The 21,141-nt window shown below is 42.2% G+C and carries 19 protein-coding genes; 11 read left to right on the top strand and 8 right to left on the bottom strand.

What is annotated here, in order from left to right; all coding sequences use genetic code 11:
- Window positions 1-13: 13 nt before the first annotated feature.
- The 5 genes from E5N72_RS17545 to E5N72_RS17525 all read right to left on the bottom strand — a co-directional run bounded on the left by E5N72_RS17545 (window position 14) and on the right by E5N72_RS17525 (window position 7,276).
- Complete coding sequence (locus tag E5N72_RS17545) at window positions 14-337, bottom strand: hypothetical protein (protein WP_135926417.1); 324 nt, start codon at window positions 335-337, stop codon at window positions 14-16.
- Between the two features lie 88 nt (window positions 338-425).
- Entirely contained in the window at window positions 426-1,118 is a 693-nt protein-coding gene (tsaB, locus tag E5N72_RS17540; RefSeq protein WP_135926416.1) for a tRNA (adenosine(37)-N6)-threonylcarbamoyltransferase complex dimerization subunit type 1 TsaB, read from the bottom strand.
- A gap of 10 nt (window positions 1,119-1,128) precedes the next feature.
- Entirely contained in the window at window positions 1,129-3,045 is a 1,917-nt protein-coding gene (locus E5N72_RS17535) for an ATP-dependent DNA helicase (protein ID WP_135926415.1), read from the bottom strand.
- A gap of 104 nt (window positions 3,046-3,149) precedes the next feature.
- On the bottom strand, window positions 3,150-5,012 hold the full coding sequence (locus tag E5N72_RS17530; RefSeq protein WP_135926414.1) for a M28 family metallopeptidase: 1,863 nt from the start codon (window positions 5,010-5,012) through the stop codon (window positions 3,150-3,152).
- A gap of 68 nt (window positions 5,013-5,080) precedes the next feature.
- A complete protein-coding gene (locus E5N72_RS17525) occupies window positions 5,081-7,276 on the bottom strand; it encodes a pre-peptidase C-terminal domain-containing protein (RefSeq protein ID WP_135926413.1) in 2,196 nt (731 codons plus the stop codon).
- 387 nt (window positions 7,277-7,663) lie between these two features.
- On the opposite strand from E5N72_RS17525, the gene E5N72_RS17520 reads away from it, so the two are divergent.
- Together E5N72_RS17520 and E5N72_RS17515 are read left to right on the top strand one after the other, a co-directional pair.
- Entirely contained in the window at window positions 7,664-8,743 is a 1,080-nt protein-coding gene (locus E5N72_RS17520; protein WP_135926412.1) for a mechanosensitive ion channel family protein, read from the top strand.
- 221 nt (window positions 8,744-8,964) lie between these two features.
- Window positions 8,965-10,248 (top strand): sodium:proton antiporter, encoded by a 1,284-nt coding sequence (locus E5N72_RS17515; protein WP_135926411.1) that lies wholly within the window; start codon window positions 8,965-8,967, stop codon window positions 10,246-10,248.
- Window positions 10,249-10,273: 25 nt separating this feature from the next.
- On the opposite strand, the gene E5N72_RS17510 is transcribed toward E5N72_RS17515, so the two are convergent.
- Both E5N72_RS17510 and E5N72_RS17505 read right to left on the bottom strand, forming a co-directional pair.
- Window positions 10,274-11,242 (bottom strand): sensor domain-containing diguanylate cyclase, encoded by a 969-nt coding sequence (locus E5N72_RS17510; protein WP_135926410.1) that lies wholly within the window; start codon window positions 11,240-11,242, stop codon window positions 10,274-10,276.
- An 83-nt stretch (window positions 11,243-11,325) separates the two neighbouring features.
- Complete coding sequence (locus E5N72_RS17505; protein ID WP_063529102.1) at window positions 11,326-11,559, bottom strand: hypothetical protein; 234 nt, start codon at window positions 11,557-11,559, stop codon at window positions 11,326-11,328.
- Between the two features lie 344 nt (window positions 11,560-11,903).
- Here E5N72_RS17505 and hisG point away from each other — a divergent pair, with 344 nt between their 5' ends.
- The 9 genes from hisG to E5N72_RS17460 all read left to right on the top strand — a co-directional run bounded on the left by hisG (window position 11,904) and on the right by E5N72_RS17460 (window position 20,106).
- Window positions 11,904-12,803, top strand: coding sequence for an ATP phosphoribosyltransferase (gene hisG, locus E5N72_RS17500; RefSeq protein ID WP_135926409.1), 900 nt, complete (start codon window positions 11,904-11,906; stop codon window positions 12,801-12,803).
- 6 nt (window positions 12,804-12,809) lie between these two features.
- Window positions 12,810-14,111, top strand: a complete 1,302-nt coding sequence (hisD, locus tag E5N72_RS17495; protein ID WP_135926408.1) for a histidinol dehydrogenase — start codon at window positions 12,810-12,812, stop codon at window positions 14,109-14,111.
- Complete coding sequence (hisC, locus tag E5N72_RS17490; RefSeq protein WP_135926407.1) at window positions 14,101-15,198, top strand: histidinol-phosphate transaminase; 1,098 nt, start codon at window positions 14,101-14,103, stop codon at window positions 15,196-15,198. The genes hisD and hisC overlap by 11 nt, the downstream gene beginning before the upstream one ends.
- The gene (hisB, locus tag E5N72_RS17485) at window positions 15,195-16,256 is read left to right on the top strand and encodes a bifunctional histidinol-phosphatase/imidazoleglycerol-phosphate dehydratase HisB (RefSeq protein ID WP_135926406.1); all 1,062 of its coding nucleotides are present in this window, start codon (window positions 15,195-15,197) and stop codon (window positions 16,254-16,256) included. The genes hisC and hisB overlap by 4 nt, the downstream gene beginning before the upstream one ends.
- Window positions 16,253-16,843, top strand: a complete 591-nt coding sequence (gene hisH, locus E5N72_RS17480; RefSeq protein ID WP_135926405.1) for an imidazole glycerol phosphate synthase subunit HisH — start codon at window positions 16,253-16,255, stop codon at window positions 16,841-16,843. The genes hisB and hisH overlap by 4 nt, the downstream gene beginning before the upstream one ends.
- A 27-nt stretch (window positions 16,844-16,870) precedes the next feature.
- Window positions 16,871-17,605 carry a 1-(5-phosphoribosyl)-5-[(5-phosphoribosylamino)methylideneamino] imidazole-4-carboxamide isomerase gene (locus tag E5N72_RS17475; protein WP_135926404.1) on the top strand — a complete coding sequence of 245 codons (735 nt, stop codon included), beginning with the start codon at window positions 16,871-16,873 and terminating at the stop codon, window positions 17,603-17,605.
- On the top strand, window positions 17,587-18,366 hold the full coding sequence (gene hisF / locus E5N72_RS17470; RefSeq protein ID WP_135926403.1) for an imidazole glycerol phosphate synthase subunit HisF: 780 nt from the start codon (window positions 17,587-17,589) through the stop codon (window positions 18,364-18,366). The genes E5N72_RS17475 and hisF overlap by 19 nt, the downstream gene beginning before the upstream one ends.
- Window positions 18,357-18,971: a bifunctional phosphoribosyl-AMP cyclohydrolase/phosphoribosyl-ATP diphosphatase HisIE gene (hisIE, locus tag E5N72_RS17465; RefSeq protein WP_135926402.1), complete on the top strand. Its 615-nt coding sequence runs from the start codon at window positions 18,357-18,359 to the stop codon at window positions 18,969-18,971. Before hisF ends, hisIE begins: the two co-directional genes overlap by 10 nt.
- A gap of 172 nt (window positions 18,972-19,143) precedes the next feature.
- On the top strand, window positions 19,144-20,106 hold the full coding sequence (locus E5N72_RS17460; protein WP_135926401.1) for an alpha/beta hydrolase: 963 nt from the start codon (window positions 19,144-19,146) through the stop codon (window positions 20,104-20,106).
- 107 nt (window positions 20,107-20,213) lie between these two features.
- Here E5N72_RS17460 and E5N72_RS17455 read toward each other — a convergent pair whose 3' ends face one another.
- Window positions 20,214-21,128, bottom strand: a complete 915-nt coding sequence (locus E5N72_RS17455) for an AraC family transcriptional regulator (RefSeq protein ID WP_135926400.1) — start codon at window positions 21,126-21,128, stop codon at window positions 20,214-20,216.
- Between the last annotated feature and the right edge of the window lie 13 nt (window positions 21,129-21,141).

The raw sequence follows: 21,141 nt of genomic DNA, 5'->3' as shown, positions 1-21,141 counted from the left end.
TATTAGCAATTAACTAAGCATATACATCAACGCCAATGAGGCTTTGCACTTCGGCGCGGCGCTCTAAGTTAGCAAATTCGGTGTAGGTTGAAATTGCCCGGCTGATTTTTGGGTTGCTTGGTTTGTCATAAATTGTTTGCTGATAGTTTTGCGACTCAGCTTTAAATTCATCGGCAATAGCAACAGCTTGAGGGCTCGATTTAACATATTCGGTTGACGATTTTTGCTCAGCCGTTTGGTCTGATATCGCCTTAGGCTTATCAGTAACGGTATTTTTACGGCTATATTGACCGGGAATGTCACCGGTATAAAAGCCTGAGCCAATTGGTAAAGTCAAACTCGTAATTCCACATCAAACATGACTAAATTATGTGCCATAACTGACAAGCACGCAAGTCCCGTTATTCTCTCAGTTAATATCTCAGTTACTCTCGGCCTGGTAGCTTTTTCCAAGTCACTGTATCACGAACATATTTAGGCTGTGCATTGGCTGCTGTCACTGTTTCACCGTTAGCAAAAGCCGTTGCAACCGAGGCCAGCATGTATTTCGCATCAGGCAGTAGAATAGTTTCATTTAGACTTACATTTGCAAGTTCTGAAACAAGCGAAGGATAGGTCTGCCAGCCAGTACCCACCGCAGTTGCTGCTGTTTCAGGTAGCGTTAGCAACTCAGGTTTAATAACTTGCTCTTCATCAACAAGTAGCATTAAGCCATTATCATCTGCTTTGTAGTGAGCGAAATAAATCTCACCCATACGCGCATCAATCGCAGAAAACACATCACTTGCTTGGTGTTGTTCAAATGCTTGTTGCGCCATCATCTGCAATGTTGATACGCCAACCAAAGGTAAACGTGCGGCATACGCTAAACCTTGAGCAATCGCAACACTAATACGCACGCCCGTAAAGCTACCCGGTCCTTGACCAAAACCAATCACATCTAAATCGGTTAGTTTACATTGCGCCTTTGCGAGTAACTCATCAATTAAAGGCAAAATCTTTTGGCTGTGCTGCTGTGGGCACTCTTCAAAATGATGAAATGTTTGCCCTTGATAATGTAGCACCAGCGATAACGCTTCAGTTGATGCATCTAAGGCAAGAATATTGTGTTTAATCATCTAAGTTACTCTAATTGATCTGTTCTAAAAACGCGTTTGCCATTGCTAAATCGCGTGTGCGGCGCATGGGTGGCAAACTTTTTAAAAATACTTGGCCGTAATGGCGTGTTACTAAGCGATTATCGCAAATAACCAGCACACCTTTATCTTTACTATCGCGAATAAGTCGCCCTACCCCTTGCTTTAATGCAATCACCGCTTGGGGTAATTGAATATGCGCAAATGGGTCTTTACCTTGCAGCTGGCAATCTTGCATTTTTGCTTGCAATAATGGGTCATCTGGTGCGGCAAACGGCAATTTATCAATGATAACACAACTTAATGTACTGCCTCTAACATCTACGCCTTCCCAAAATGAGGCTGTGCCGAGTAAAACGGCATTACCGTGACGGGTAAACTTCTCAAGGATAATGCGTTTAGACATTTGCCCTTGCATATAAACCGGATAATCCATTTGTGTGGTTAAACCTTCAGCCACTAAGTGCATCATACGATAGCTAGTAAATAGCACAAAGCAGCGACCTTTTGCTGATTTTATCAACTCAAGGGTCAACTTAATAATAGCATGGGGCATATTATTCGCGTGAGACTCAGGTAAGTAGCGCGGTAAGCAAAGTAGCGCTTGTTGTTGATAATCAAACGGACTTTCAACAATCATGCTTTGCGCTGGTTTTAAGCCAAGGCTGGCGTTAAAGTGCGCTAAGTCGTTATCGACCGATAAAGTGGCCGATGTAAACACAAAGCCAGCTCCCGTGTCTTTCATCATTTGTGCGAATTTAGCCGATACATTAAGCGGTGTAATGTTTACCGTTAGGTATCGGCGAGTGGTTTCGTACCAATAACTATAGCCCGTTTGTGCGGTATCAAATACCCGCTCTAACTGACCTTTAAAGGCCAGTGTACGCTCAAATGGATGCTCTATTTTTTCGCTACGGTCTAAGCATAACTTTAATACTTGGTATAAAAAGTCGAGGTCGCTAATTACTCGGTGCAGTGCTGCACAAATCTCTTTATCAGCCAGCTTTTCACGCCAATCACCACGGCTACCATCAACCCCAAACTGTAAGCGTAAATCTGCTACGCTGGTTTCTAACTTGTTGAGGGTTTTACCTAATTGCAGCATATCCGGGATATCTGCACGGTATATTGCTCGTAAGTCATTAATTAAATCCACCAGCTTTTTAGTGCTAACACTTTCACCAAAATAGTCACTGGCAATTTCACTAAGCTGATGCGCCTCATCAAAAATATAGGCATCTGCCGTAGGCATTAATTCAGCAAAACCCGTGTCTTTTACAGCCATATCGGCAAAGAATAAATGATGGTTGATCACCACCACATCAGCTTCCATGGCGTTTAAGCGCGCTTTACGAATATAGCAATCTTGAAAATCGGGGCACTCTTTACCCAAACAGTTATCAGCAGTTGAGCTAACATAAGGCAGTACTTTGGCGTCTTCTTCTATGCCAATACAATCCGCTAAATCGCCGGAACGGGTTTCGCTTGCAAACTTTGCCACCATCGCGAGTTGATGCATTACATCAGGATCATCTGTTGGCACATGCGCAACATGCTGACTTAAACGATACGTACACAAATAATTCGCGCGGCCTTTTAAAAGGGCAACTTTTTTAGTGGCGCTCAGTGCTTTGACTAAATTGGGTAAATCACGGTGAAATAACTGCTCTTGCAGTGCTTTTGAACCCGTTGAGATGATGGTTTTGCCTTTTGATTTTAACGCAGGCGCTAAGTAAGCATAGGTTTTACCCGTGCCTGTGCCCGCCTCAACCACTAATTGGTGACGTTTTTTTAAGGCATCATCAACTGCAACAGCCATGTCAATTTGTGGCTGCCGAGGAGTATATCCATCAAGAGAAAGTGCAAGGGGGCCAGTGGCACTGAAAAGTTGTTTGATAAACTTCGCCAATAGATTAAAAGTGATGGGCAGATTTTACGTAACTGACTTGCCAAGGGCAAGACTAAATGAGGAAGCAAGGCTTCCTCATGGTTAAAAGTATGATTGCATTTAAATCATTGTCCTTGAATCGTTAATGTCACGCCTGATGCAGCTCGGTAACCCTGTAAATCTATGTACCAAGTTCCACTTTGTGGGTTATCAAATTGACAACTTTCTTCGTTACCATTTTTGTAAGGCCGACATAGATAATTTGAACTTGTTGACGCTGAGCCATAGTTAACATACAAATCTGCATCGCCACTACCGCCAGTAATCGTCACCGTTAAATTACTAAGGCCAGCGGGTATTTGTTGAGTAAAGCGCCGCCAACTCCCGGTAGCCACACTCACGTTTGTCTCAGTTCGATCAACGTTTTCGCTGCCACCAGAGGTACTGTAGCTTCCCGTGAGTGACACATTCGAAATCTCATTCCACGCTTCGACCATGACATGATAAGTTCCAGTTTGAACTGACGACATCACACAACTTTCATTACTTGTAGAGGTTGTGCTTTTACAGTCAAAGTCTTGTAAGGTCGGCTTACTGCCAAATTTAACGTATAAATCGGCATCACCGGAGCCGCCCTCGGTTACAAACTCAAGGTTACTGCTCATTGCAGGTACCTCGAGCGTAAAGAATAGCTGCTCTTTTGCTGCGCCAGCCAAACCCGTTTTAGCTACGCCATTTTCAAGCTGATTAGTCGGCTCAGTCACCACATCACCGGCATTTTTGGCCATTTCAGCAACATAACTCACTGCCAATTTGGCAAATTTACTCGCGTGAGCCGCATTAAATTGGGCATCATTTGATGTGTGGATCAATGGGTTGATATCACTCATTGTTGATTCAAATGGCATTGAGGCGGCAAATCCTTGTTGATACCAAGAGGCATGATCTGAGCAGCCATAACCACATTGATCAAAGCCATAGCTCACTGAGGGTTGATAAGCATCGAGCAACTGCGATAGATACTGATTTTGCGATGAGTTTGTGTAGTCGGTCATCATCACAATATCTGTGCTGCTGCCGTTATTGCCAGTCATATCAAACTGCACCATGCCTACAACATTCTTACCCTGTGCTTTATAACTTTGAGCAATATCTTTTGAGCCTCTAAGACCCACTTCTTCAGCAGCAAACCCCATAATTTGAATGGTTCGCTGAGGTTGGTAGTTATTTTCTACAATCGCTTTTAGGGTTTGTGTAAGCACCGCAATACCCGAGGCATTATCATCTGCACCGGGAGCACGACCATTACTTGGATTTGACTGATTGATTGAGTCTAAATGACCACCAATAACGACGATTTCATCTGCTTTTTCTGCACCAGGAATAGTCACAATAACTGATGACTGCGAAAAGCTATGGTTAAAATATTCAACACTGATATCACTGCGACTACTGGCTATTTGTTGCCAATGGCTCTTTAACCAATCTGCTGCATCAATACCACTTTGCACTGCATAATAACGGTTATGAAAGTTCATCATACTATTAACTTTATCGCTTAGTTCACTAGTATTAATCGAAGATATTAGCGCGTTAACTGTCGCGGCATTATTAATGCTGTAGTTAACAAGGCTGGCATTCATCGCAATGTTCGACACCGCATTTAATTGCTGAGTATAAAGCTCGGCATCTGCTAATGATTCATGGGCGACAAAACCACCGCAGCGATGATAGTTATCGTGCATAAACTCACTTAAACCAGCAATATCCTGCTTGTTAACGCGCATAAAATTAACTTGATTCAAAGCCGATTTTTGCATCGCAAAATTACTGCTTTGTTTACGTTTACTCACTGTATCTTGTTGAAAGTGCTCTGCAGCAAGGGCATCAATGGTGACCCAAATTGTTTCGTCTTGCGCTGCATAACTTACTTGGCTTAGTGATAGCGTGGCAAAACCCACGAGGCACTGCGTTAGACGGGTTGTCATAATCAATCCTTTTATGATGTGTATTTTAATAAAATAAAAAAGGGAGCCGAAGCTCCCTAAAAGGGTGGCTAGTTAGCCGAAATGGTGAGAGTTACACCACTTGCAGCGCGATAGCCGCGAAGGTCGATATACCAAGTACCCGCTTGTGGGTTTGTAAATGTACAGGTTTCGCTATTGCCGTTTTTATAAGGACGGCAGTCATAGCTAGATGTTGTCGATTGCGAACCAAAGTTCACATACAAGTCAGCATCACCAGAGCCTCCAGAAATAGTCACATCCAGTGACGAGTAACCCGCATCGAGGTCTTGCGTGAAACGAGTCCAGCTATTTGTAGCAACACTTAAGTTAGACTCAGTGCGGTTAATTGGTGTTACACCACCACCGCTGCCCGAATCAAAGCTACCTGTAAGTGATACACCTGAAATTTGATTCCACGCTTCTACCATTACATAGTAAGTACCCGCTTGCACATTACTAATAGCGCAGCTTTCTGTGCTAGTAGATGAAGTGCTTTTACAATCAAAGTTGCTTAGTGTTGGTTTTGCGCCATACATAACATAAAGGTCTGCATCACCACTTCCACCAGTTGTATTGAATTGTAAATTCGTTGCACCTGCTGGCACTTCAAGAGTAAAGAACATTTGATCTTTCGCTGCACCACTGATCCCTGTGCGCGCAACGCCATTAGTTAGTTCTTCATCACCGCTTGGAGGTGGCTCAGTCGTGCCACAGCTACTACCCGCACTTAAGCTTGAAGTCACACCCACCGCCGCAAGTGCCGCTTGAACATCGGCTGGGTCATAGCTTAAATCACACGCCGCATCCATCACGCCATTACCTGCTAAATCCCAGTTTGTGCTGGCTGTCCAGTAAAGTTGGTTAGCACGCGCCATCACAACAAATGCCTTTTGAGTATCCCAACCTGGTGTGGTCGCAAGGTTATAAAATGCCTTGTTGAATACACCTGAGCTGTAGTGCACATCCATACCAGAGTAGTAATTGTTTTGATGGTCAATCGAGCTGCCATCTTGGGTTGGGTTATTCATGTAACGTAGTGCACCGTTACCTTTAAAGATTTCCTGACCCACTAACCAATCGTTTGAGCCTTTCATGTAAAACTCAGCCGCTTCACCTGCCATATCAGAGAACGCTTCGTTCAAACCACCAGATTTACCTGAATAAACGAGGCCTGAGTTTTGTTCGGTAAAACCATGGCTTACTTCATGCGCCGAGACATCAAGACTAACCAGTGGGTAGAAGGTATTTTGACCATCACCAAAGGTCATAGCACTACCATCCCAAAACGCATTTTCGTAATTACTGCCGTAATGAACGCGCATTTGCAATTGGAAAGTTAATGGCGCAGTGCCGACCCAATCGTTATACATATTAAAAATTACGTTACCGAAATAATGCGCATCATTTAAAGGCGAGTACGCACCGTTAATTTCTTTAAAGGTATTTTCTGGGCATGTAAACGAATACGCTGTCGAACCACTTGTACCACCATTTAGGTTAATGGTTTTTACATTGGCGTTGTTCATCGTACAAGTGCTGCCCGACTGAGCAACATCTAGGCTGTCAAAATCAGTACCATAAATGTACTTACCCGTTTTTAAGTTACCACCTGGGCCTGTTGCACTGGCATGTTGTAAGTTATCGAAGCTAAATAAAACTTCACCGCTGTTAGCATCAATAATTTGATACGGACGAGATGGGTTGTCGCCATACGTCACATAAGATACTTCATACACAAGGTGTGCAACACTGTCCTCATCTAGCCAAATAGCTAAACGTGATTGTTCATTATGCTTTTTTAACCCAACTGATTTAATTGCAGCAGGTGAATTAGCAAGGCCTTTTGCCATTGCTTTTTTCTTGTTAAGAGCCGGAGAGACAGAATCGATGTCGGCGGCAATATCATATACCGCAGCACCATGTGCACGTTTTAATTGGCCATTAGCATCAAATGTAAGGCTAACCGTATCGCCAATGACAGGTAGACCTTGATACATCTGTTGATAACGACGAGTGGTGTTGCCGTTACTGGTTTTGATTTCTTTTAATACAACTAAATCATTCCCTGCACCTAAACCAACTAACTGATTAGGATTTGCACTCAATACCGATGACGCATTGGTTTGCAAAGCTTGGTTAATCCCTGTTTGTTCGTTTAGGTATTTCTTGTTCGCAGCTACTGCACTTGTTGCTTGAGTCAAAGCAAAAGCAGCAAGAGTTGCTAATGTGATTTTAGATAAATTCACGTTTACGCTCCGTTAGATTGTTATGTATTTAATATTTTCCTAGTAACCGGACTGCACTGTTCCCGATTAGTGACCAGCCTAGATTGAATGGAGTGAAATTGAAAATGAAACAAAAAATTTACAAGTAAAGTATTAGCTCCAATTTAAAACACTATAATTAACAGCAAGATAAGCATTTCCAGGTTTATTAAATGTTAACAAATACAACTTAAATGTAAATTTATTGATACAAAAAGATAACATTTAATAAACATTTGTACCTTTTATTTGTATTTATTTTGCTCACCTTACCATTTGTGATTCACCGCTAAAAATTCAGCTATTAACCAAAAAGCCTAGGTACATAACTTGCAGCTATCGCAAGTATCTAGGGTTTAAGGACTAAGTATGATTACTGAACTAATACAAAATGAATGGCTAAATGAGCCTTGGCTGGTCGTCATTGGCGGCACTGTACTAGCCGCCATAACCCTGTTTTTATTAAAGTTTGTAATTATCTATTGCCTAAAAAAATGGACCCAACGAACTGATTTTGTGTTCGATACCTTGCTTGTTAACTCACTTTCTACGCCATTGACCTTGTGCACAATGATGGTGCTTGTGATCATTTTTGGTCAGTTATTAAACATCACCGGCTTTATGGCCGAACACCCCTTACCCATTGCAGCCACCGCTAAAGCCATTTGTATTTTTGCCTTAGTGTTATTTTTAGACCATTTCTTATTTGGCACCGTTGATTATTACAGTGCCCGCTCAGTGGTTGTTTCGAATAGTCATAGCATCATTAAAGGCTTGATCCGCTGCGCCATAGTCTGTATTGGCTTATTGGTGTTATTGGGCACGTTGGGGATTTCAATCACTCCGATTATTGCCTCTTTGGGCATTACCTCACTTGCTGTTGCTTTGGCTTTGCAACCTACACTTGAAAACTTCTTTTCAGGCGTTCAGTTGGTGATTGATAAACCTATTCGGGTTGGCGACTTTATAGAACTTGAAAGTGGCGACCAAGGTTTTGTTGAAAAAATTGGTTGGCGCTCTACATGGGTAAAAATGTTGCCGAATAACATGATAGTCATCCCAAATAGTCAGCTGTCTAAATCACGCATCATTAATTACTTTTATCCCGAAAAAGAACTCAGCGTCCCCGTTGAGGTGGGTGTTCATTATGGCTCAGACCTTGAAAAAGTTGAGCAAGTGACTTTGGATGTTGCCAGACAGATTTTAAAAAGTCATCAATGGGGTGTTGATGACTACGATACTTTTGTGGTGTTTCACACCTTTGATCAATCAAGTATTAACTTTACGGTGATGCTAAGAGCAAAAGAGTACTTCAACCGATTTTGGGTTAAATCAGCGTTTATAAAAGCACTCCATAAACGTTACGCCGAAGAAGGCATTGTGATTCCTTATCCAATCAGGGCTATAAATACCAGTCAAGAATCTGCCCAGTTCAACAAATTGACCTAACTAAACTTATCAATGCTACATGTTTTGCAGGGCTTTTTATGTCTCTTTTTAGACATTTTTAACAGCAATTATACATATGCAATCAGCATCAAGTATTTTTACTCTAAAAAGTCATAAAAATCGCATAAACACTGTGACATACCTATATTAGAGGCGTACTATATGCGGCCAGAAAGTGACAGCTTTCTGCGTCTTGTTATACAAATATTTAAGGTCAAACAATGAATGCTTGGTACCTCATTTGTTTTCTTTCAGCATTAGCTATTTTTATTGCTTTTGCTAACCAATATATCCTCAAAATGCAAACCACGATTGCTATAACAACAGGCTCTGTTGTTATTTCTTTACTTCTTATACTTGCCGTTAAAATGCTCGGTGATAGCACGGCCCTCGAAATAACTCAGATTGTTTCTAGTATCAACTTTAATCAGTTGCTATTAAAAGGCATGCTTGGGTTTTTGCTATTCGCAGGGGCATTGGAAATCAACTTGGCAGCCCTTCGTAAACAACGATGGGAGATAACTGCATTAGTGCTATTTTCAACCATAACCTCTACGGTCATAGTCGGTTATTTAAGTTATTACTTATTTGCCTTTGTTGGATGGCCAGTGCCGTTTATTTATTGCTTGCTGTTTGGAGCATTAATAAGCCCAACCGATCCGATTGCCGTGTTAGCCATTATTAAACAAATGCGAGCCCCAGAAGGAATTTCTGTGCAAGTTGAAGGTGAGTCTTTGTTTAATGATGGTATTGGCTTAGTCATATTCACCACCATATTTTCAGTGGCCTTTTATGGCACCGAAGCCACTTTTGCTGATGTTGCCGAACTGTTCTTAGTGGATGCCATTGGCGGTATTGTGTTTGGGTTAGTCATTGCATTGGTTGGGCACTTTTTGATCATCAATAGCCGCGATGTGAATATTCGGTTACTTCTAACTTTGACCATCCCAACCGCTGGTTTTGCAGCAGCGAATATTTGGGAAATATCGGGCGCACTTGCCATGGTTACCAGTGGTATTTTGCTTGGTAATATTACCCGCTCAAAGGCAACAGAGCGCACAGGGCCTGAAGATACCCGTTATGTAAAAGACTTTTGGCATGCCACCGATAGTTTTTTAAACGCCTTGCTGTTTTTGATCATCGGTATGCTCATCGTGACTATGCCTATTACCTTTGAAGAAATCGGTTTAGGTCTACTCATGGTACCTGTGGTGTTGCTAGCGCGATTTATAAGTGTAGGTGCGCCATTTGTATTCTTTAAAAAGTATCGTCAATACGACAAACACTCGGTAAAAATCTTAACTTGGGGCGGCCTGCGTGGTGGATTAGCACTAGCAATGGCAGCTGCCATCCCACGCGATCAAGTGATGATTGCAGGGTCTGACTTGCATGACCTAATAGTAATAGTGACTTATGTAGTTGTGATTTTTTCGATTATTGTACAAGGCTTAACAATCTCACCATTGATCCAAAGCAGTATTCAATCTGCTAAAACGCAACAGTGAGTATGCCATTAGTCATTAAAAAGGCTCATAATTGAGCCTTTTTTTGTACCTTTGCGTTATACATTCTACTATCAGCAACAGCTAATAGCTTTGCAAGTGAACAGGGTTGCTGGCCCGAAAAATCAGCAATTCCATAAGAAAAACTCAATATGCTTTGACCTGTAAAACTCGAAGGTAAATTACAAAATGACTGCAGTAGACGTTGCATGATTGTTTCGCATTCTGAGGTGTTTAAATCAGTAAACAGAATCACGAACTCATCCCCACTCAAACGTGCATATAAGTCTGCTTTTCGGCAGTATTCTTTTAGTAATGATGCAAATTCTTTCAGAACTCTATCACCAGCAGAATGCCCAAAGTTATCATTAATGTATTTGAAGTTATCTAAATCTATAAATACCAATTTGGCATTTAATTGCTGCCTAATACACAAATCTAAATAATGCTCAGCAGTGCTTGTAAAACCTCGACGATTAGGGAGCAAGGTCAATTCGTCCATTGTAGCAAGTTGCAATATGGCAAATTCACGCTCAATAATTGCAGCAAAATCTTTCAGCGCTTGAAGATTTTTATTACTCAATGTGCGTGGTTTATAGTCAATAATACACAGTGTTCCAATACAATTACCTGATTTAAGGATGATTGGGCATCCCGCATAAAAGCGAATATGTGGCTCTCCAACTACTAGCGGATTATCTGCAAACCTTTTGTCTTTCAACGCATCATTAATCACAAAAGGTTCGTCTTGTAGGATTGCATGGCCACAAAATGAGATATCTCGGGCAGTTTCACTGACATTTAAACCAACACAAGACTTAAACCACTGACGTTGCTCATCAACTAAACTTATGATGCAAATTGGCACTGAAAAGAATTGCTGAGCAAGGCGTGTGATTCTGTCGAAAACAGGTTCTCTTTGCGTATCTAATATTTCAAGCGAACGCAATTCGTCAAGGCGAGCTTGCTCATTCAATGGCACTGCAGGTTTATCCATTAATCTGCCCTGTAAAATATAAATGAACTTACTTAAACGTTAGCAGAAATTGCGCAACTGTTGCAGAAAAATTTGGCTTTCGTTTAAGCCCAGGTATCTAGGTGCTTATTACCCTCTTCATCTTCTTCAATAGCATTTTTACTGTTTTTATCGCCATTTTCAGCAGCTTTTTTACGTCGTTCAATTTCACGTTTTTGCCGTTTTTCGAGTTCAATTCGCTGCACGTTCGCGTCTTTTACGCCCGCAATATGAAACGCGCCTTTACTCTCCAACTGTAAGCGCGTTATGCGACCTAAAAAGGGGATCATGATATCCATTTGTACCTCCTATCACTCCATTTATTATCGGCAGTTATAGCATATACTTTAATTTAGAAAAAAAATGCTTGCCAAAGATTAGCAAAGCATGTTTATCTATATACGTAACTTATTTAAACAGATATACGCACTGGTTTACATAAACGAGTGCAGTACAGGAAAAATTATGCGTTTCAATCTGACAACTATCCATCATCACCATCATTCACCGGAATAGCCTGTCAGGTTTTTCGCTGAGAGGTTATTCCTAAAAGGAACCTCTGGCGAGCAATCAACCAAATTATTTATTTTCGCCCTGAGGTTCCCTCGGGGTTTTTAGTTTTTGAATTAAAGGAAAATAAATAATGAGCAATACCAACCGTTTACGAATCGCCATCCAAAAAGGTGGCCGCTTATCAAAAGACTGCCAAGAATTACTTAAGCAATTAGGCGTTAAATTAAACCTTCGTGAACAACGTTTAATCGCACACTCTACCAACATGCCAATTGATGTACTTCGTGTACGCGATGACGATATTCCGGGCCTTGTAATGGACGGTGTGTGTGACCTAGGTATCGTTGGCGAAAACGTACTTGTTGAAGTACAAGCCGAACGCGAACGCCAAGGCGCAGCATTCGAAGTAAATAAACTTTCTAAACTTGATTTCGGTTACTGCCGCCTAGCACTTGCATGGCCACAAGAACTTGGTCCGCAAGATAAAAGCTGGTTTGAAGGTAAACGCATTGCTACTACCTACCCAGAAATCTTGAGCCAATACCTAAAACGCGAAGGCATCAACGCAAGCACGGTAATGTTAACGGGTTCTGTTGAAGTAGCCCCGCGTGCAGGTTTAGCTGATGCAATCTGTGATTTAGTGTCTACTGGTGCAACATTAGAAGCAAACGGCCTAATGCAAGGCGAGACCATCTTAGAATCAAACGCATGTTTAATTCAAAACAAAGACCTTAAAGACCAAAGTAAACTTGATTTAATCAATACGCTAATGCCGCGTCTACGTGGTGTTCGTCAAGCTAAAGAAAGTAAATACATTATGTTACACGCACCAAAAGCAAAGCTTGATGAAGTGTGCGATTTACTACCAGGTACTGGCCAGCCAACATTGTTAGCACTTGCTGGTAGCGACGATTACGTAGCACTGCACATGGTTAGCAGCGAAACTCTATTTTGGGAAACAATGGAACAGTTAAAAGCACTGGGTGCTAACTCAATCCTTGTTATGCCAATTGAAAAAATGATGGAGTAATAATCCATGTTTCGCTGGAATGAGGAAAATCAACAAGCACAGCAGGCGGTACTCACCCGCCCTGCTGTTACTGCAAGTAAAGAGGTCGAAGCAATTTGCATCGACATCTTAAATGCAGTTAAAACCGAAGGTGACGCTGCGTTATTAAAGATGGCTAAAGAGTTTGATAAGCGCGAGACACCACGTTTATTAGTACCAGTTGAAGAAATTAATCAAGCTGAGCAGTTATTATCAAACGAGTTAAAAGCCGCCATCGAAACGGCCTATGCTAATGTAAAACGCTTTCACCAAGCACAATTGCCAAAAGACATTAAGTTAACAACGCAACCTGGTGTGTTATGTGAACTTAAATATCAAGCCATTGAAGCGGTGGGTATTTACGTGCCAGGTGGCAGTGCACCATTGCCATCATCAGTGATCATGCAAGGGGTGCTTGCACAATTAAGCGGTGCACAAACTGTTGTGCTTACTACACCTGTAAAAGCCGATGAAACCATCAACCCTGCCATTTTATATGCTGCAAAACTATGTGGTATTAAAACCATTGTAGAAAGTGGTGGCGCCGGAGCGATTGCAGCAATGGCATACGGCACAGAGTCAGTGCCTAAAGTGAACAAAATTTTTGGCCCGGGAAATAGCTTTGTCACCATGGCAAAACAACTTGTTGCGCAAACCATTCCGGGCATGGCGATTGATATGCCAGCGGGCCCTTCTGAAGTGTTAGTGATTGCAGATGAGCGTGCAAACCCAGAGTTTATTGCGGCAGATTTATTATCGCAAGCAGAGCACGGTGCCGATTCGCAGGTTATTTTACTGTGTAACAGCGAACGTATTATTGAAAAAACACAGCAAGCTTTAACTGAGCAGCTAGCAAAATTAAGTCGTAAAGACACTGCCGAGCAAGCGCTTGCAAACTCAAGCTTGATATTAGTGGACTCGGTTGAGCAAGCCTTTGCGGTGTCTGCTCAATATGGTCCTGAGCATCTTATTTTACAACTTGCTGATGCGCAGCCTTATTTAAACTTAGTGAAAAATGCTGGCTCAGTATTTGTAGGCGATTACACCCCAGAGTCTGCCGGTGACTATGCGTCTGGCACGAATCACGTACTACCAACGTATGGTTACAGTGCGACCTATTCGAGCTTAAACTTACTGGACTTCTTTAGAACTTACACAGTGCAAACCATCAGCAAAAATGGTTTACGTGAATTATCTAAAGCAATTTTACCTTTGGCCGCAGCAGAGGGGCTTGATGCTCACGCTAATGCTGTTTCAATTCGTCTTGAGGCTATGAACAATGAGCGATAATTCAAAAATAACAACGTTGTTGCCAGATAACATTGCAGCGCTTACAGCCTATAGTTCAGCGAAAAGTGAAAAACTAACAGGTACAACGTGGTTAAATGCCAACGAAAGCCCGTATTCACGTACGCCAAATATCAATTTAGCTGATTTAAACCGCTACCCAGATCCGCAGCCTCAGCAAGTGATCAATCGTTACGCTTGCTATGCTAATTTAGAGCCAGAGCAAGTACTGATGACTCGCGGTGCTGATGAGGGTATTGAACTATTAGTACGTACTTTTTGTAGCCCAGCTAAAGATAGCATTGCACTCTTTTTGCCAACTTACGGCATGTACAAAGTAACAGCTGATACCCACAACATTGCGATTAACGGTTTAACTCAAGAGCTGTTATTAAAAGGCACAGTTGATGAGATTGTCACTGCAGTTGCTGATTCAAAGTTGGTGTTTATTTGTAATCCAAATAACCCAACCGGCAGCATGACAAGCCTAGACAAAATCAGAAAAATCACCCAACAACTTGCGGGTAAAGCGATTGTGGTGGTGGATGAAGCTTATATAGAATTTTGCCCTGAACAAACAGCAGCAAGCCTGATCAACGAGTTTAGTAACCTTGTGGTACTAAGAACCTTATCAAAAGCATTTGCACTTGCGGGTTTAAGGACTGGATTCACTTTAGCCAACAGCGAATTACTTGCGCCTATTCGTAAAGTGATTGCGCCTTATCCTGTATCAACGGTGGTTGCTAGCATTGCAGCAGATGCATTAAGTAGTGACAACATCGCTTCAATGCGCCGTCAGGTGACTATTCTAAATAGCTTAAAAGGCAAACTGAAAAGCTGGCTTGAGCAATCACCTGCCGTTATCAAAGTCCTGAGCGGTGAAGGTAACTTTGTCACCTTAAAATTAAAAGACAAACAATCATTTAATATCGCATTAGAGCAAGGGCTTGTGATGCGTGCCTTCACCTTATATGGCGAAAATGATTGGTTACGAATTTCTATCGGTAACGAGCAAGAACTAGAACAAGTAAAAATTTGGTTAGATGGCTTATCACTGACCAGCAATACAGTAGAACAGGAATTATCATGAGCAACCCGTATTTATTTATTGACCGCGATGGCACGATTATCGAAGAGCCTATCACCGACAAACAGGTTGATAGCCTCGAAAAATTAGTGTTTTTGCCAAATGTGATCCCTGCTCTGTTACAACTTCAAGCGGCAGGTTACCGCCTTGTAATGGTTTCAAACCAAGATGGTTTAGGCACTGATAGCTTCCCGACAGCTGATTTTGATATTGCTCAAGACAAGATGATGAATATCTTAAACAGCCAAGGAATTAAATTTGATGAAGTTCTGATTTGCCCTCACTTTGATGAGCAAAATTGTGAATGCCGTAAACCAAAAACCGGCTTACTTACAGAGCTTATGCGTTCAGGTAAAGTCGATTTAGCACGCTCATTTGTGATTGGCGACCGCCAAACAGATATTGGACTTGCCAATAACTTATGTTGTGAAGGTATTTTGTATGACGGCAGCTGGGATGCCATTGTCACTAAACTGACAACCGCGAACCGTGAAGGCCGTGTCACTCGCAACACCAAAGAAACGCAAATCGATGTGCAAATTAATTTAGACCAAACAAAAAATGGCGAAATTAGCACTGGTCTTGGCTTTTTCGATCACATGCTTGACCAAATTCGCACTCACGCCAATATCGGACTTAATATTCAAGCCACTGGTGACCTACACATTGACGAGCATCACCTTGTTGAAGATATCGGTATTGCGCTTGGCCTAGCCCTTAAACAAGCCCTAGGTACAAAAACGCAAATTGGTCGCTATGGTTTTGCATTACCTATGGATGAATGTAAAGCAGAAGCGCAAATTGATTTATCAGGCCGCGCCTCATTTGTATTAAACGCTGATTTTAGCCGTGAAAAAGTGGGCGACTTAGACGTACAAATGGTTGAGCACTTCTTTAAAAGCTTAAGTGATAATGCCGCCATGAGCCTAATTCTGTCGGTTAGCGACGGTAACTGTCACCACCAAGTTGAAGGCCTATTTAAAGCGTTTGCAAGAGCACTTCGTGCTGCGATTGCAAAAGATGCTTCGCAACAAACAGCAAGCTCTAAGGGGTGTTTATGATTGCCATAATTAATACCGGTTGTGCCAACATTAACTCTGTTCGCTTTGCCTTTGAACGTTTAGGTGAAAAGCCAGAGGTGATCACCTCACCTGAACAACTAAAAGGCTTTGAACGTGCGATTTTACCTGGTGTAGGCCATGCTTCCGTTGCAATGAAACGCTTAAAAGACGGTGGTTGGCAGCAAGCAATTGATGAATATCAACGCCCGCTGATGGGAATTTGTTTAGGCATGCAATTACTTTGTGATAGCACAGAAGAAGGCAATGTCGATTGCCTTGGCAAAATTCCGGGTGTTGTTAAGCACTTAGATGTGGGTACATTAACTTCTCCACACATGGGGTGGAACGACCTAAGCGTACTAAAAGAGCATGCCCTTACCAAAGGGTTATCGGCGCAAGATCAAGTGTACTTTGTGCATAGCTTTGCTCACACAGTGAACGATGCCACCCTAGTTAGCGGTGAATACGGGCAAGCTTTTTCAGCAATTGTTGCCAAAGATAACTACGCAGGCATGCAGTTCCACCCAGAGCGAAGCGCCAAAGTAGGCACACGACTTTTACAAAACTTTTTAGATTGGCAGCTGTAAGCGCAGCAAAAAATAAGAGAAATAAACGTGATTATTCCAGCACTCGATGTATTACAAAACCAAATTGTGCGCTTATACCAAGGTAAGTATGATACAGCACAATTTTACCCTTACGAACTTGGCGCACGCTTACAAGAGTACGCAAGCAGCGGCGCAGGCAAACTGCACCTAGTTGATTTAGAAGGCGCGCGCGATCCAAATAAAAAACAATGGCAGCATATTCAAGCCGCAACCAAAGCGCTTAATGTGCCTTATCAAGTGGGCGGCGGTATTCGCTCTGAGCAAGATGTTGCTGACTGGCTTGAAGCCGGTGCTAACCAAGTTGTTATAGGCTCAATGGCCGTTGAAAAGCGTGAGCAAGTGCAGGCGTGGATTGAAAAATTTGGCAGCGAACACTTTGTTATCGCACTAGATGTTAATAAAACTGACAACGGCTGGGCACCAGCAACACATGGTTGGTTAAGTGAATCTGAGTTTGGCTTGTTCGAACTTGTTGATTTTTACGTGGCACTGGGTGTGGTTGATTTTCTGTGTACTGACATCAGTAAAGACGGCACCATGACCGGCCCTTCGTTTGCACTTTATGAAGATTTAACTAACCACAACAGCGAGATTAAAGTTCAAGCATCAGGCGGTGTAAGCTCTCTTGATGATATCGCAAAGCTGAAAAAACTAGGCGTTGGCGGTGTTATCTTAGGTAAATCATTGCTCGATGGTGCCTTTAATGTTGAGGAGGCGTTAGCATGTTATCAAAACGCATAATCCCTTGTTTAGATGTAAAAGACGGCCTAGTCGTTAAAGGTGTTAAATTTAAAGGCCATGAAGTGGTTGGTGATATTTTAACGCTTGCCAAGGCATACAGCGATGCTGGTGCGGATGAGCTGGTGTTTTATGAAATCAGTGCCAGCGTCGAAAAACGCCTACTTGATGTCAATTGGGTAGAGAACATTGCACGCCACATTGATATTCCATTTTGTGTGGCTGGCGGTATTAAATCTGTTGCTGATGCAGCACGTGTTTTAGAACGTGGTGCAGATAAAATCAGTATTAACAGCCCCGCTATTGCTCGCCCAGAGCTTATCAAAGAGTTACACGATGAGTTTGGTAAACAATGCGTGGTTGTGGGTATTGATAGCTTTTATGATGAAAACACTGGCGAGTATTTAGTCTACCAGCTGACTGGCGACCCAAATGCATCAAGCCGTACTCGCTACAAAACCGAAGAATGGGTTAAGCGCGTGCAAGACCTAGGCGCTGGTGAAATCGTACTAAATTGCATGAATCAAGATGGCGTGCGTAAAGGCTACGACAATGTTCAGCTATCAAAAATGCGTGCACTGTGCGATATTCCACTAATTGCATCGGGCGGCGCAGGTACGATGCAAGACTTTGTTGATGTGTTTCAACAAAGCCAAGTTGATGGCGCGCTCGCTGCCAGCGTATTTCACAAGAACGTCATTGATATTGGCGAACTAAAACAATTTTTAATCGATAATAATGTAGCGGCAAGACTATGCAATTAACCAAAGACACTCTTTCTCAAGTCGACTTTGCCAAAAGCGAATTGATCCCAGCTATCGTGCAAGACGCACGCTCTGGGGTAATTTTAATGCAAGGCTTTATGAATCAAGATGCATTAGCTGCCACTTTCGACAAGCAAAAAGTAACCTTTTACTCGCGTTCTAAAGAGCGCTTATGGACCAAAGGCGAAACATCAGAAAACTACCTTGAAGTAGTTTCTGTGCACACCGACTGTGATTACGACTCACTATTAGTACTGGCATACCCACTTGGGCCAACATGCCACCTAGGTACACAAAGCTGCTTTGGCGATGATGCTAAACCTAGCTTGTCGTTTTTAGCTGAGCTTGAACAAGTGATTGTTTCGCGTAAAGACGATGATCCAAGCAAAAGCTACACTGCGTCTTTATTTGCAAAAGACTTAAGCCGTAGTTGCCAAAAAGTAGGTGAAGAAGGTGTCGAAGTTGCCCTTGCAGCCATGAAACATGATAACGATGAATTAACCAATGAATCGGCAGACTTACTGTATCATTTAACTGTGTTATTGCAGCGCCAAGGCCTATCATTGGCTGATGTGGTGAACTGTTTACAAGGCCGCCATAAGTAAATGAATAAGCTGCAGCGCTTGCTGCAGCTTTTTATACATTCGACACTTTTAGGCAATAAATCGACTGTTCTAATATAACGCCAAACTGCATAAATATCCGACAATAACCTCATCAAAGCTGCATTGTGAAAACAAATTGCAGTCCCTGTTAATCACAAAATAGGAGAGTGTTATGACTACCTCAACGGATAATTTTTACCAAAGCGATGCTGTTAACTTTGAAAAAGTAATTTTCAAAAACCAATTACAGATGAATGTAGTCGGTAATCTTTTTACACCAAAAAATGCTGAGAAAGGCGCGAACCTTCCGGCACTTGTAATTGGTCATCCTATGGGTGCGGTAAAAGAGCAAAGTGCTACTTTATATGCAACTAAACTTGCAGAACTTGGCTTTGTTACTTTGGCAATTGATCTTAGCTTCTGGGGCGAAAGTGACGGCGAACCACGTAATACAGTGCTTCCTGATTTATACGCAGAGTCATTCAGTGCGGGTGTCGATTACCTTGCTAGCCGTTCATACGTCAACAAAGAAAGCATTGGTGGTTTAGGTGTATGTGGTAGTGGTGGTTTCATCATTAGTGCCGCTAAAATTGACCCACGTATCAAAGCTGTAGCAACAGCGAGTATGTATGACATGGGTGGTGCAACGCGCAATGGTTTAGGTAACTCTATCGACCTTGATATGCGTAAAGGTATGCTTGATGAAGCCGCTGAGCAACGTAATGTTGAGTACCTAGGTGGCGAAGTTCAGTACACCGGCGGCTGCCCGCATCACATTGATGAAAGCTCGCACCCAATTGCAAAAGAGTTTTATGACTTTTATCGCACTGAGCGTGGCGAATATACACCAGAGCGTTCATCAGCAGATTTAACAACACACCCAACATTAAGCAGCAATGTGCGTTTTATGAACTTTTATCCATTTAACGATATTGAAACTATTTCACCACGTCCATTACTGTTTGTTGCTGGTGAACAGGCTCACTCATTTGAGTTTAGCCAACAAGCCTATGATTTAGCTGCTGAGCCTAAGCAATTATTGGTTGTACCAAATGCAGGTCATGTTGATTTATATGATGATGTGGGTTTAATTCCATTCACTAAAATTGCTGAATTTTTCAAAGCAAGTCTTTAACTAAAACGTGTCATGGTAACGAATGGGACATAGGGATATGCCCATTCGTTTTTTATACCAATTCGCTTAATTAACTATTATTGCCCATTGGTATTATATGTAGCCGGCTATTTAGCCGTTGCTAAAAAAGCTTCAACATCTCGTTTTGGTGATAAACCAAAAAACCGGGAATACTCGCGAGAAAACTGTGAGGGGCTTTCGTAGCCAACCTTAAAAGCAGCACCTGACGCGTCCATACTCTCGCCAACCATCAACCTTCTAGCTTCCATTAACCTTAAACGCTTTTGATATTGCAACGGACTCATTGAAGTTAGATCTCGAAAGTGATGGTGGAAAGTCGATTTACTCATTTTCGCAAGACCCGCTAAGTCCTCTACACTCAAGGGTTGATCATAGTTTTCTTTTAACCACTTAACACTACGAGCAATTCTCAGCCCTTGGCTACCTGTTGACACTATATGACGAAGCTCCGCCCCATGCTCACTGTTAAGTACACGCCAAAAAATTTCGCGTTTAATTAATGGCGCCAGCACTGGCATAGACTCAGGATCATCAACCAGCTCAATTAATCGCGTAAAAGCGTTAAGCAGAGGCTCTGTCATCTCACCTAAAGTCATACCCTTGTTCAGTGATTGCTTGTTTAATTTATCGAGCGGTATTTGCGAAATCAGTTCACCTAACATAGCCAAATCAAGCTTTAACACTAAGCCTAAATAAGGTGCGTCGTCTTTTGCTTCAAGAACTTGCATTTTTGCAGGCAAATCAATTGAGGTAATCAAATACTTGTGTGGGTCATACTTGAACACATCTTCGCCCAAGGTCATGCTTTTTGCCCCTTGTAGCACCAGTGCAATACTTGGTTCAACCACACACATTGAACAAGAGGTGGCGGCCTGTGTTTGTCTATAAAAAAACAAATCCTCAATCACACTATCAGCGGTTTCTTGCTGACCTATATGCGGCGCAATTTTATCTGCTAAAGAGGCGCTCATTTTAGCAAGAGTTTCATAATCTGAGTGCATAACCAACCCAATC

This window comes from Pseudoalteromonas sp. MEBiC 03607, from assembly GCF_004792295.1.
Taxonomy (GTDB): domain Bacteria; phylum Pseudomonadota; class Gammaproteobacteria; order Enterobacterales; family Alteromonadaceae; genus Pseudoalteromonas; species Pseudoalteromonas lipolytica_C.
The sequence above is the reverse complement of the archived record's forward strand: the minus strand, read 5'-3'. Positions and strand labels throughout refer to the sequence as shown.